Below are 13,482 nucleotides of genomic sequence, written 5' to 3'. Positions count from 1 at the left end.
GTTCCAACGCGACCAACGCCTGATGGGGTAGGCGAAGGTCGTGACTAGTGCCGCGCATTGACGAAATGCGAATCCGCGGCGAAGGTGAGTTGTTGTTGAACCGGCGGAGTGAAGACTCAGGATGTGCCGAGCAGCTCGGATTGGATCGTCCTCGCGGTGTAGAGGGAAGCATCTACTGGCAAATTGCCAAATGCGAGCTGACAAAGCAGGTAATTTGCGCCTGCTTCCTCCAGCTGATTAAGCAGAACGTTTCGAACGGAGGTCGGCGTTCCGACGACGCACAATTCGCTTTCGACTGCCGCATGGAATGTCAGTGGAAGAGACTGTGGTGTCGCGATGTCATTGAGCTCGTAGAGATATTTGAAGCTCCGCAGCCATTGCTCGTAAGCGGATCTTGCCAGGGAATAAGCGTCCCCCGCAGAACGCCCAATCACGATCATGCGCAGCAATCCAACAAATGAGCCACGATCAGGGGCGCCGGGACTGCGTTCTCGATGGGCGTGGTAGGCGTCGGTGATTTTGCGGACGCCGGCGGCGGGCCCAACGCAGGCGAGGTTTGCGCCGCTGCCCGCGGCCCAGATGGCCGTCTCGGGCCGATTGGTGGTCACCCATATCGGAGGACTTGGACGCTGATGGGTGGCTAATGTGAGTGGAACCTCGCTCAACTGGAAATGCCGACCCTGGTAGGACAGGGCTCCGCCCTTCATAGCCTTCAGGAGAATGTCGTTGGCTTCCTCATACCGGCTTGGCGCCACGTCCTCGGAAATGCCAAAATAGCCGAGCTCGGTTGGAAGAGCGCCCCGTCCGAGGCCCAGCTCGAGCCTGCCACCGCTCAGCTGATCGAGCATGCAGATCTCCTCAAATGCGCGTAGCGGATGGTAGCAATTAAGCAGCATGACCAACGGGCCGAGACGGAGGTGCAGCGTACGCTGCGCGACACTCGACAGGAAAAGACCAGGCGAAGGGCCTCTTCCATGGGGCGTGCAATGGTGCTCTGCCACGTGATAAGCATAAAAGCCGAGGCGATCGTACGCCTCCGCCAACACCAGGCGATCTTCGTATTGACGGCCAATATCGCTGCCGTCGTCATCCAGGTGATCGAAAATGCCGCAGGTGAGTTTAGACGAAGGTCGGTGTGTCATCAAAAAAAGTCCTAAAGGGCGCGACTGCCTGCTCGTTTCCGGGGGGCTTAGAGGCCCTGCTTATAGTCCTCGCATCTCGCGACCATCGGGCCGGGACCTCGATTGCCCGTGCCATTCGAGCGGATGACATTGGTGTCGCTTCGCATCTGCGGCCCGCGCGAGGGGGAGGGGCGCAATGAGCGGCCTCTTGGCCGTCAGCTGCAAGATATCTGCCTGGGTCGAGCCGCCGTCGCGGCCCTCTCGTTGCATCGGCGGTATAGGGACATGAGCGGACGTCGGCGCGCGTTGGCTATTCATCCCGTTTCAGGCTTTCTGAAATCGCGGCAATCGCTGCCAAAAACGCGTCCATTTGCTCCGTTGTGCCGATGCTGATGCGGATGCAGTGGTCAAGGCCGTCATCTACAAAAACAGCAACGAGTATTCCCTCTCTCTCCAGCGCGGCTTGCCACCACCTGCCGTCCTGTCCGTTCGGCACACGCGCCAGCAAGAAATTGGTATGGGAAGGCGCTACACAGAACCCGAATTGACGCAGTGCGGCCGCAACGCGTTCTCTCTCGTGCTTGATACGCCTATGGTTCTCTTCATAGGCGGCGCGATGCGACAGGATGCTGACGCCGACCGCATGCGCTATGACATTCATGTTGAAGACGTTCTGGATGTTCCGCAATCGTCCAATAACCTCTGGATGGCCAAGGCCGAAGCCGACGCGAATGCCAGCGGCCGCATAGCTCTTCGACAAGGTTCTCAGGAGCAGGAGATTCGGGTAGCGGCGGACAAGCCTAAGAGCATTATCAGGTGCGAAGTCGACATAGGCTTCATCCAGCACGACTAAGCGCTCGGACTGTGCAACGAGGCGTTCGATATCGGCGATAGGGACGAACGTCCCGGTCGGATTGTTGGGATTAGCCAACAAAATGAACTTGGCGTCCTTTGCCGGGCCGAACAGCAACTGATCAGTCGGGATCGAATGCGAGTCGCTCCAGGAAACTTCGAGAAATGCGGCGCTCTGCAACGCAGCTAGCTTACGATTGAACGAAAATCCGGGAGATATCATTGCGACGCTGTCGCGCGGCCCAAGAAAGGCCCTGTAAATCAGGCCGAGTAGCTCCGACGATCCGTTCCCGGCGATCACATGCTCCTTTGAAAGGCCGTAGGCATTGGCGGCAGCCTCCCTCAAGCCGATATTGTCGTCCTCCGGATACAGATACTGACGCTCGAGCGCCGAGATCGCACTTCGCCATACCATTGTTGGTAGTGGAAACGGATTCTCATTGGTGTTTAGCTTCACGTAGCGCGCATCTGGCGTCCGCTGGCCAGGCGACTGGGCTTCGAGGTCTTTAGCCGGCTGCGCAAACGAAGAGAGCACATTTTGCAATTTTACATCGACCATATCGTGTTCCCTCTAGATGCGCAGGCGGCGGTCGCCATTGAGGGTGGCCTGAGGCGGTCTAACGAGAAGTCCGCTTCGCACACTTGGCGTGCCGGCGGCTGGGGCGTTGCCGGTGCACGCGCCCAATGTCGGCGCTTAAAGTGCTGCGCATCGCGAGAACGACCTGGTTGGTGGTGCGCGATGTTGCGAGCACTGGCCCAGCGCGCTCGAGGCCGCAAGCTTTGGTTTAAAGATCCGTACATGCGTGGCGGCGTCATGCGATGCTCCCCGGCGAGGCATTGGCCCACGACGGTGATTCTAGAGGCCGTGGCGACCTGCTTTGTCGAACCTACAATGTGACGCTACGTGCGAATCAAGTCTCGTCGAGGTGCTCGTCGCAAAATTCGTGCAAGCTTGTGGCTGAATGCTCGTTGTGCCTGGGTCGGGCGCATGAGATCGTGCGCGGCAAATCAAAGCGCGGGTGGCATGAAGGGGCGAGATCCGGCCCCGCGGCGCGCGCCTCGGACGGCTTTCGGGTGATCGACTGTTGGAATCCTCTCGCTTTGTCAGACAGCGAACACAGTCAACGTCCTGAGTCCACGCCCGTTGGCGAGACGACCTTCTGCGAATTGTGGCGCTGTTGATCGCAGTGGCCCAGCGTCCTGCAACGCGCGCCCAGCGCAATGCATGCCCCGGATCGACACTGGCGGCATTCATGCGCCGGCGCCACCGGGCTCGTCGTTAACGAATCCCGTCGAGACTTGGCCCGACCTGTTGCACATGGATCGGGAGCCGATGTGAATCGCGTGATCCTGTTCGTTAGCTAAGAGCAAGACCGACCTCGATACTGTGATTGCCGGCGCTTGCGCGTTCGCCCGCCTTGCAAGCAGCCATCAGCCTCCTTGCAAAGCGAGGTTCCCCAATCTCACGAGCGAAATCGCACGTATCAGCTCATCGCGTCAGAATTCCCGGCAGTGCGATTGCATGCGCGTTTTGTCGCATGGGAGGATGAGCGTGAAAAGCATGTCGGCGCTCCTCGCGCGGCTGCACCAGAAGCGACTTCTTGCGTCGTATTCCCAACGCTTCTCTGGGAAAATCCCGTTCTGGTCGGGAAAAAGATGACGCGTTTGTCAAATTGCTATTCAGCGGTTGCCGACACTAGCGGTCGGTTACAGATGGAGTCGACAATCCTAGACAATCCGCGCAAGCTTCATGGAACTTGTACAGTGCACGGCGTACGCAGGGCGACCTCGTAACAAGAACGTTAAAACCACGATGCGTTTATAGTGGTGCCATGAAAAAGCGTTATCTCTCCGTGGCGTCCCTGAATTTCGCACGAGCATCAGACGCAGCATCAAACTCGCAAAATCCAAACAAGCTGGTAGGGAGGATGCTGAGAATAACGGAGAAGTCGTCATGTTGAATATCGCTTCCGCGCACGAAAGGTCTGACTCAGTGTCGGAGACGAGCCAAACTGTTCCCATTGTGACGCTGCACGAAAGCGCGGTTGTCGGGATCTTCGAAATCTCGAAGATACTCACCGCCCCCTGCAGGATCGAACTCACGTTGGCTAATGTCGTGGATATTCTGCATTCGTTTGTTCAGATGCGACACGGCATCGTCTCGCTTTTCGACACCGATGGTCAGCCAGACATTGCGGTTGGCGTCGGCTGGACCGAAGGCAGCGACGAGCAGTACCGGATGCGCCTGCCACCGAAAGCAATCGATCAGATTGTGGCGACGGACATGCCGCTCGTGGCCGAGGACATTGCAGTCCACTCCGCGTTCACTACGGCTGATCTCGAGGTTCTCGGTGCCACCGACAACGCACGGGTCTCCTTCATCGGCGTTCCCATTCGGATCGACGCCAAAGCCGTTGGCGCGCTGACCATCGACCGTGTTCTGGACGACAGCTCAAGCGTACGGCTCGAGTACGACGTGAGACTTCTCACCATGATTGCCAATCTGGTTGGGCAGACGGTGAAGCTACATCGGCTCTTCGCGACGGACCGCGAGCGATTGATGGCGGAAAAGGATCGATTGCAAAAGCAATTGGCCGAAATTCAGCAACCCGCGCGCGAGCGCAAGAAGGTCAATGTGGAAGGCATTATTGGCGATAGTCCGGCGTTGCGCGCGCTGCTCGACAAGATCGCGGTGGTTGCCAAATCGAACAGCACGGTCCTGCTGCGCGGCGAATCCGGTACTGGGAAGGAGCTGGTGGCCAAGGCTATTCACACGCTATCAGCGCGCTCCAAGCGGGCGTTCATCAAGCTCAATTGTGCGGCGCTTCCCGAGACGGTTCTGGAATCCGAATTGTTCGGCCATGAGAAAGGCGCCTTTACCGGTGCGTTCAGTTCACGCAAGGGGCGCTTTGAGCTGGCCGACAAGGGCACGCTGTTCCTGGACGAAATCGGCGAGATATCGCCCTCGTTTCAGGCAAAGCTGCTGCGCGTCCTGCAGGAGCAGGAATTCGAGCGTGTCGGCAGCAATCAGACCATGAAGGTCGACGTTCGCGTCATTGCCGCCACGAACAGAAACCTGGAGGAGGCGGTCGCAAATAACGGGTTTCGCGCTGACCTCTATTACCGTGTGAGCGTGGTTCCCTTGCTGCTGCCGCCGTTGCGCGAAAGGCGCAGCGACATTCCGCTGCTGGCCGCGGAGTTTCTCAGGAATTTCAACAGCGAAAACGGTCGTACGTTGACGTTCGACCAAAGTGCCACGGACGTGCTGATGAATTGCGGGTTTCCGGGGAACGTCCGTGAACTCGAAAATTGCGTGCAGCGGACAGCGACCCTCGCCCCGGGACCTTCGATCTGCCGAGAGGACTTCGCCTGTTGCCACGGCCAGTGCCTTTCGGCGATGCTGTGGAAGGGTGGATCTGAAGAGGTGCCGCTGCATGCGCGCCCAACTTGCGCTGAGGCGCCGAAGCCGAACAGCGCGGGGGCTGAAGCTGGTCGGTCAGCCGCCGGCGCTCTCCCGCCTGTTCGGGGCGAGCAGGCCGGACTGGGGCCACCTGACGACGCACTCGTAAGTACCGGACAGATGACCGATCCCGAGCGCGTCATCGCGGCCATGGAGCGATCGGGTTGGGTTCAGGCAAAGGCGGCGCGTCTGCTTGGCGTTACTCCACGCCAGATCGGCTACGCGCTGAGGAAATACGGCATCGAGATCAAGCGTTTCTGAGCGCTGAATGGTCTCGTGTCGGTACGCACAGCGTTGTCGCAATGACGACGCATGTCCGAAGTGCGTCTGCACATGTTGGAGCACGTCAGGCCCTCAGACCTCATTGCTTTCATCACGCATGCCTTGAACCGCAAATGGTACGACATTTGCTGTGCTTTCTCCCGATTTCGAAAGTCTCTGGAGAGGCACATGCACAACGTCGTCTGCATCAAGCAGGTCCCTGATTCCGCACAGATCCGCGTGCACCCTGTCACCAACACGATCATGCGCCAGGGCGTACCAACCATCATCAATCCCTACGACCTGTTCGCGCTCGAAGCTGCGCTCGATCTTCGCGACAAGTTTGGTGGTGAGATCACTGTCCTTACAATGGGCCCGCCCTCGGCCGAGGATACTCTACGCAAAGCCATGACCTTTGGCGCCGATCGCGCGGTGCTACTGACCGACCGCTGCTTCGCGGGTGCGGACACCCTGGCAACGACCTACGCACTTGCGACCGCCATCCGCAAGATCGGCAAGGATTACGGCCAGCCTGACCTCATATTCACGGGTAAGCAGACGATCGATGGCGATACCGCGCAGGTCGGGCCAGGTATTGCAAGGCGGCTTGCTGTGCAACAGCTAACCTATGTTGCCAAGATCATGACTATCGATCTGACCGCGCGGACAATCGAAGCGGAGCGGCGCTCCGAGGGCGGCACCCAGGTGCTACGCGCACGCCTGCCGTCGCTCATCACCATGATGGAAGCGACCAACCAGATTCGGCGTGGCGCAATGGCAGATGCGTTGCGCGCTGCTCGAGCGCTTATTGTAAAATGGAACGCCCAGGAGGCTGGCGTCGAGGATGTCTCCAAATGCGGCCTCAGGGGATCGCCCACCGTTGTTAAGCGCGTCTTCGCGCCGTCGGCGCGGGCTGAGAAAGCGACGCTCGTAGAGGCTGCCGAGCAGCCGGCGCAAGCATTGATCGACACCATTTTCAAGCAGAAGCCCAAGCTCGAACATGAGCTTGCCGCATTGGCGCGAGGCGTATGACCCGGGGAGAGGTTCGGGCGATCGGCAAGGACGAGCAGCCTCGGCCGACGTGCTTACGCCGGGGCAGACTAGGTTGGTAGAAAGAAAGAACGTTCAGCTGAACGTTGCAGGCTGACACTGGCGATGATCCTGCGATTCCACTGCGCCGTCGAGCATTTGGACGTGTGGAGTGCAAACGGAAACGGCTTCTCCTTCGTGATCGCCTATGCGAGCCGTGCAGGCCACGGCTTTCACGGGCGACCCGGCTATGTGGCGTCATGGCGCCCGCTTCATCGAAGTCGTAGTGCAATCAAGATCGCTGGCTCGCCCTTCACAACGTTCGCCGATGCCGAGCAAGCCTGCAACTCGATGCTGAAACATCTGACAACGTGAAGCTCAGAGGCAATGCACTCCACCGAACCGGAGCGTCATCGGCCCCCACCAGGTCGATAATGTGTCGCACATTTGCGGCGAGGCGTTCCTCCTCTCGAGGGGCCCCTTCATGACTACCAGCGTCATGCGCCGAGCATTCCCGCGACAGCAAGGCGACGGGCAGTGAATTTATGCAACAGATCAAGGACTAGGCGTGGCATACTTGTCGACGAAGACATACGGCCATGAGGTCGGCCTATCTGCCACGTTTCGCCAGTGGCGCGCAAAGTCGCACTGTCGCCTGCTGCACGGCTACTCGCTGTCGTTTCGTTTCGACTTCGAAGCCAACATGCCGGACGACAAGAATTGGGTTGTCGATTTTGGCGACCTCAAAGAGCTGAGGGCGATCCTCGAAGGTACGTTCGACCATAAGACGGTCGTAGCCGCGGACGACCCCGAGCTTGAATGGTTCCGCGAAGCCGCACGGCGCGGCTTGGCGGACGTCGTTGTCCTTCCCGCAGTTGGCTGCGAAAAATTTGCCGAACACGTCTTCCGCGTCGGCAGCAACTGGCTGCTGGAAAGAGGATTTGCTCCGCGTTGCCGGCTGGTGTCAGTCGAGGTGAAGGAGCACGGCGCGAACAGCGCCATCTATCGGGAGGCGGGCCGTGCTGCCGATTAGTGAAATGTTCGAGATCATCCAGGAGAAGTCTGCACGACCGGCACACCGTCCATGTTCGTACCGTTGCAGGCATGCTCGGTCAGGTGTCCGGGTGCCACACCAAGCACCCTTGGTTCGCCGATCCAGAGCGGCGGGTGCCGATAGGCGACATGATGATTTAGACCGAGGATACCAACACCTGCGCCATGATGTCGCCGGAGGACGTTCTTGCTTGCGGTGCAGGCGTTCAGCGCTCCGCATGTCGTGATTACGGTTGGCGAGCCGTGCGCTGTGCGACCCGGCGCCACCGACGCTGCTCGTCGGCTCCGGCTTCTCGGTGCAATTGGAGACATCGGACACCCAAGCCATTCAGGCGAATCCCTCCACATGGGTCACGGTCAGCCCGAAGTGCAGCATGCCGGGTTGGCGATCGGTTCTGGGTGAGGCTTTGCGGCGCGCCAACGAGATCAAACACCAAGTGGGCAAACCTGCTAAGCCTCCCTGTCGATCGCGTGCCCAAGCAAAGCGAAGGAGCTGTGCATAAGCAAGCGCACGCAACTGGCGCGTCAGCATACAGATGCAAAAGTTTATCATCGTGCGATGACGTTCGCTTAAAGAACTGTAGAATGTCCATGTTTGCTACCACGGAGATGGTTGCGCATTCGGGCCACTTCACCAAGACGCGGGCAAACCGAGCAGAAGCCGGGCGACGCAAGCCGCTTATTGACTTCTCACAGGGGTCTTGAAAAACCCCTCTTTTGCCAGGCGAAGATGTCTGTCCAGTGTCGTGTGCAGTGACGCACGAAGCTCAAGCGGGATCGAGTCGTCCGTGTCGATCAGTTCTCGAATCTTCAGAAACATGCGGTCGATTGAGTTGAGTTTGGTCGTCATTCGCCCCGGTATCATCGGTTTTTCCTTAGCAACAGCCGCAGACGTCAAGCGAATAGCCAGATGTTCTGGCGGCTCAATGATCTCGGCGTGTGGCAGGCCAAACCAGCTTTCGCCGCACCGGCAAGCCTACAATCTTACGCAGCGTAAGGTTCAAGCCCTTTCGATGGCCAAGTGGAGGTTCTTTCGTTCTGGAAACAACCGACTGCGCCTCTCGCAATCACCGGCAGAGACAAGCGGCTCCATAGTCATGGTTGCGGTCGAGACCACCTCTGCGCGCATTTCTACATGCGCCGTCAAGTTCCCGACGGGGCGGGCTTCAGGCTTTGCAACATGTCACCGAGGCTTGACAGGCATCAATCTGTCGCGAACCCCAGTGTGCCTGAAATCGGACTCCAACCGTTTAGAAGCGTGGACGAGACCCGAACGTTTCTGATTCCGCGGCATCGGAATCAGCTAGGGTCGGGGAATCACGTCAGGAGCGGCTGATTGTCAGGCCGGCATTCTCTAGCGCTCGGAGGATCTTGCTCGCAAGGGCCCGCGGGTCAGCCTGGCCCTCGCCGATCAAGTCAGCCGCAAGCACGCGGGCAATGACATCGTGCGCGTCTTCACCCTTGAGCGCCTCGGGCTCGGCATATTCGCCACAGATCTTGCAGGCGATCACCGGCCGACCGCTCCAGGGATCGTGCGTTGCAACTTCGTACCATTTGTCGGCCTCGCATTTCGGACAGCGCATAGGTGAACTCTCCTGGTACGGTTCAGCGGGATCGATCCGCTTGAACTGCCTTTCGCCCGAAACCACTCATCTCTCGTTACAATTTGCGAGGCGCTTACTCGCCGCGCTGTGCGACAGTACGCCAATATCGTGGATTGCTTGGTGACTGAACGCGAACCCAGCGATAGGGGGCGCGTGACCACGGTCGGATCTGTGGCGTCAAATTGTCCAGCACAAGATCGCCGCTCTTAGTCCGTACCACCAGAACCAGATGATGTTGGCCCGAGGTGGTCACGACCTCGCCGAGCAGTAGGGCTCGCGGCGGCCACCCACGCTGTAGAAGTTTGTGGCGCTTGCTGACGGCGTAGTCGTTGCAGTCGCCGCGCTCCGGATCAATGAGCCAGGCTTCCACCGACGGACCGGGCTCAATCGCTTCCGGGATAATGGTGCTGTTGACCGTCTGGTTGGCTTCTTTCAGATCTGACCATCGTGTCTCGGTCAGGTGGACCGGACCGCCGCGAAACAGGGGGCGGACGCGGCATTCATCCTGATAGCGGACGCAGAACATGGTATATGCCATTGGAGCGAGCGTCAGACGGTCAAGCTTGAGGTGCGGAGACGCCGACGCCGCGATCGTCGGCATAGCTGACAATTTCCCATCGGCTGATCGAGCGGTCGTCATCATTTGAGACACAAATGTAGTGGCTGCGACTGCAGCCAGGATTAATGTCCTGGGCATGCTGTAGCTGACGCGAGCCAGATCAGACCCGAGGTCTCCGGCACGGAACGACAGATCGAACGCGGCGGACGTAAGAGCCCAAGTGACCGACGGAACGTCGCCGCCCAAAGGTTCTGTCGATCGCAGCACGTCTGCGACGCCGCGTTCCGCAAGCGATGCGCAGGTCCATTCCGTGGCGGCAGCCCGTGCGTCGTGACCCCAAAACTGCAAGACATGTGCAACCTCTGTGACTGCGCGGGAAGAGATCGAGGACGGGGAAAGGCTCGCCCTCTGGTCCAAAAACCGTACAATCTGACGCCACGTACGATTCAAGCCCCCATGAATGTCGCGCGAGTGTGTTCAGGCTCACGCGCCGTTCGGCGGACAATTCGCTGCGCGAAGTCCGCACGGCACCCAACTGCCGACGACTCTTCACTTGCCAGCGCGGAGAGTCCGCCAGGCAACCGGGACCTGCGCTACTTTTGCCTCTCAGGGATTTCCACCAACGATCCTCGCGACATCAATAATGTCCGCCCTGGTCGAAGATGGCGCCGCTTCCGATATTGAAAAATTGTGACCTGCGCCCCAGAAGTTCCTGCGTATCCCGAGTCGGACGCCGCTTTACCTGGTCCAGCCGTTGCATATCCATTTCCATGAAACGCAACGGCCCATCGTTCGGTCCAAGGCACTGGCGGCAGCGAGCTCAAGCGACGCTTACCAAGGCGGAGTCGTTCGAATGCCAAAAGTCAAAAGCCAAGCTGCTTAAAATCGCCGAGGAGTATCAGAGGCTGGAATGGCGGGCCGCCGAGCGGGAAAGACTAACAGACGTCGATGAGGAGCAATGAGCAACGTCAATCTAGCGGGCTTCCGCGAAGACTCTCTCTCGGCGGTCGAGGGCAACATACGGATGGTGGGCGAGGGATGTCAGTGAGCGAGCGCATGATCGAGGTCGCTTCAAATGCTGCCTCCTGCCAATGCCGAGTTCCTATCTCACCGGCTCGATTGAAGTCTTTGCGGATCTGGCGATAGGACGATCACGCATGCTGTCGCCCAGGAGCGCCATCGAATTCGGACGCTCGGGTCGGATCGTGTATCGTGAAGTGAGCACGCGCGTCGTCCCGGCAATCGATACACGCGACTGATTATCAGCCTTCAGAGTGGCACGTGTTTTGCTGAAGACTCCCGAGGGCTAGGCTCTCCAGTGCCTATGCCTCGGCGGCCCGACGCGCCTTCTGACCCGGCAAGGCGCGTCGGGCTTTTCGTGCTGCACAGCCGAGCGGTGCACAATGAGCCGCATCGACCAGCCTATGACATTCTTGGCCGTGTTGAATAACGACCCGTCATGTCGGGCTTCGTAGGATTCGGGACATTGTCGGGCTCGCAAGAAATTGTGTATGGTCCTCACGCAGGAGTACCCGCCACGGCTGGCGGCACCACATTCGATGATCCTCGGGAAAATCTTTCGACCAATCGCGGCGGCACATCGCTTGCAACAATCATCGTGGGCATGGACATGGGCTCCCTCAGCGCCGCGTCGATGCCCCAACCTCGCTAGGTTGGGCCCGACGCACCTCCTCCTGCCCCGAGGGCGTCGGGCTTTTTCATGTTGAGGCAGTGCGATCGTTTTCATCCTTCCATCGACCGCCGACAGCACTCTTGGGACCATCGCGCGGCTCGAGCCGAGCAACGCCGCAGCTCCCGATCGTCCTTCCAAGAGCGCGGCTGAGTGCCTCAAGACGGGGGGTGTGATCACGGATCGAGGACGAGCGCCAACGACCCGACGCGGGTGAGGCGCCCATCTACGATCGGGGTGCCCAAAGGAGATTCGTGCGCAACTCTCGTCGGCGGATTTGCGTCATCCTCCGGGTACTTGGCCTAATCAAAAAGGCGGCACAGACTCAGTGCCGCGGCAAGACTCGCAGCGATGAACGCTCCCGGACTGTCGACGCAGTAGGCGATAAGCATTGCCCACAAGCTGACCGAAAATGCGATTCCCCAAATCATTTGGATCTGGCCTGGGCGCGGGCGAACTCGGCGACCCACGTCGTCGGCGCATTGAGCGCAGCACGCGCCCGTGGCCGGTTGAGGTCGCCCATTCACAGAGCTCCGATAAGCCAGCAGATGCACACCCAGAGAAGCGCGGCGAGGACGATGGCAGCAAGCGACAAAGGTCGTGGCGTGACCGACCGCACGGGAAGATCACAACGCGCTCCTCGCAACGCGTCCTGCGCGTTGATCAGGCGTCGTCTTGGTACGCGCCAGTGCATCATCAGGGCTCATCTATGCCATTGAGGATCGAGGCGAGCGCAGGGATCCGCGCGAACTCGAAGGTCACCATGATCAGGCGAAACGGCCCATTGCTCGCAAATTGATGATCAGAGCGGTCAACGCGCGGCCGCCTTCATCGACAGCCGATTGAAACGTTAGGCCAAGCCGAGCGCTGGGCGGTCTCGGATCGGTTGATTACACATATCGGTTCGGTCGTGATTGCAACGACCGGCAACTGTACCTTGGACAATGGTCAAGCCGCGATTCGTCCGCGTGTTGATCGGCGTCAGTTGAGCAAGTATCATGGAGTGATCCCCAGTTGGTGGGATGTGCGCAAGCGTTCGCTGCCGCACGCTGCACTCAGCAATCGGCGTGCCGCGGAAGCGGTGCCGTAGGCGTTGGTTGGGGCAAGAAATCCCCGGGCTTTTTGGCGCCGCCGCGGCAAATGGTGTCGGGCTTATGGTCCGGTTTCCGACATCTGTGTCACAAACCGGACGTGAATGCTAAGCCGTGCGCGAGCGGTCTCTTCCGATCGTTTCGTCAACGAAACCCGTTTGACGAAGCTTGCTCGAATCCCGCGCTTTGGGCCGCGACATTTGGACTAACGCGTTCGCAGCCGATGAGTCGGCGTTGCTCCACGGGTCCCGGCGGAGATATTCAAATCCGCAGCTGTCGAAGCTCTTTCGGAACGCGCCGCCGAACGCCACTTTCCCACAGACTGATCATTCGCTAGACGGCATGCAGCGGCGAATGCGAGCACTAGCTTCACTGACTAACCAGCTCAAGGCATGCGGCCACATAGATGACGTATTGGGATTGTTTCAGGCTGACTTATCGCATCGGGTAGAGTCGATGACGCACAGGGGGACGCGTTCGTGTGCGCCGACGTCAAAGCAGTTAGCAAAGCCAAGGAGGACGCGTGAGAGCGCAGATCATAGATAGACTTGAGGCCGGCCGCGTGCAGCATGGGCAGTTCGCCAGCGCGCCAGGGTCAGGTCCTTGTGGTCTCTTTTTTGTTCAAGGACCTTGCGGCTGTAAACTGCAAATCGCAGCATTGGTCCGCCCGGGATGGGAGCACGTCTCCGTCTCGACGCCGCGGCGTTGTCCGAACTGGGAAGAGATGTGCTTCGTCAAGGACCTGTTTTGGGATGAAGAGGA

At 59.4% G+C, this 13,482-nt stretch carries 8 protein-coding genes; 4 read left to right on the top strand and 4 right to left on the bottom strand.

The window, feature by feature from the left end; translation table 11 throughout:
- Positions 1–116: 116 nt before the first annotated feature.
- Both JJE66_RS36260 and hisC read right to left on the bottom strand, forming a co-directional pair.
- Positions 117–1,142 carry an LLM class flavin-dependent oxidoreductase gene (locus JJE66_RS36260; RefSeq protein WP_200520584.1) on the bottom strand — a complete coding sequence of 342 codons (1,026 nt, stop codon included), beginning with the start codon at positions 1,140–1,142 and terminating at the stop codon, positions 117–119.
- Between the two features lie 289 nt (positions 1,143–1,431).
- Positions 1,432–2,532 (bottom strand): histidinol-phosphate transaminase, encoded by a 1,101-nt coding sequence (gene hisC, locus JJE66_RS36255; protein ID WP_200520583.1) that lies wholly within the window; start codon positions 2,530–2,532, stop codon positions 1,432–1,434.
- A 1,395-nt stretch (positions 2,533–3,927) separates the two neighbouring features.
- On the opposite strand from hisC, the gene nifA reads away from it, so the two are divergent.
- The 4 genes from nifA (at position 3,928) to JJE66_RS36235 (ending at position 7,756) form a co-directional block, all read left to right on the top strand.
- Positions 3,928–5,694 (top strand): nif-specific transcriptional activator NifA, encoded by a 1,767-nt coding sequence (gene nifA, locus JJE66_RS36250; protein ID WP_200520582.1) that lies wholly within the window; start codon positions 3,928–3,930, stop codon positions 5,692–5,694.
- Between the two features lie 189 nt (positions 5,695–5,883).
- Positions 5,884–6,726: an electron transfer flavoprotein subunit beta/FixA family protein gene (locus JJE66_RS36245; RefSeq protein WP_200520581.1), complete on the top strand. Its 843-nt coding sequence runs from the start codon at positions 5,884–5,886 to the stop codon at positions 6,724–6,726.
- Between the two features lie 123 nt (positions 6,727–6,849).
- Positions 6,850–7,098, top strand: a complete 249-nt coding sequence (locus JJE66_RS36240; RefSeq protein WP_200496026.1) for a hypothetical protein — start codon at positions 6,850–6,852, stop codon at positions 7,096–7,098.
- A gap of 193 nt (positions 7,099–7,291) precedes the next feature.
- Positions 7,292–7,756 carry a 6-pyruvoyl tetrahydropterin synthase family protein gene (locus JJE66_RS36235; protein ID WP_200520580.1) on the top strand — a complete coding sequence of 155 codons (465 nt, stop codon included), beginning with the start codon at positions 7,292–7,294 and terminating at the stop codon, positions 7,754–7,756.
- Between the two features lie 1,342 nt (positions 7,757–9,098).
- Here JJE66_RS36235 and JJE66_RS36230 read toward each other — a convergent pair.
- Positions 9,099–9,425, bottom strand: coding sequence for a hypothetical protein (locus tag JJE66_RS36230; protein WP_200520579.1), 327 nt, complete (start codon positions 9,423–9,425; stop codon positions 9,099–9,101).
- A gap of 28 nt (positions 9,426–9,453) precedes the next feature.
- Entirely contained in the window at positions 9,454–9,981 is a 528-nt protein-coding gene (locus tag JJE66_RS36225) for a transglutaminase-like cysteine peptidase (RefSeq protein WP_246756846.1), read from the bottom strand.
- Between the last annotated feature and the right edge of the window lie 3,501 nt (positions 9,982–13,482).

It is taken from the genome of Bradyrhizobium diazoefficiens, assembly GCF_016612535.1.
Classification (GTDB): domain Bacteria; phylum Pseudomonadota; class Alphaproteobacteria; order Rhizobiales; family Xanthobacteraceae; genus Bradyrhizobium; species Bradyrhizobium diazoefficiens_C.
Note: the sequence above shows the minus strand (reverse complement) of the source record. Positions and strands in the feature narration are given on the sequence as shown.

Coding starts and splice junctions, on each gene's coding strand:
- JJE66_RS36260 (WP_200520584.1), bottom strand. CDS start 1,142: ATGACACACCGACCTTCGTCTAAACTCACCTGCGGCATTTTCGATCAC.
- hisC (WP_200520583.1), bottom strand. CDS start 2,532: ATGGTCGATGTAAAATTGCAAAATGTGCTCTCTTCGTTTGCGCAGCCG.
- nifA (WP_200520582.1), top strand. CDS start 3,928: ATGTTGAATATCGCTTCCGCGCACGAAAGGTCTGACTCAGTGTCGGAG.
- JJE66_RS36245 (WP_200520581.1), top strand. CDS start 5,884: ATGCACAACGTCGTCTGCATCAAGCAGGTCCCTGATTCCGCACAGATC.
- JJE66_RS36240 (WP_200496026.1), top strand. CDS start 6,850: ATGATCCTGCGATTCCACTGCGCCGTCGAGCATTTGGACGTGTGGAGT.
- JJE66_RS36225 (WP_246756846.1), bottom strand. CDS start 9,981: ATGCCGACGATCGCGGCGTCGGCGTCTCCGCACCTCAAGCTTGACCGT.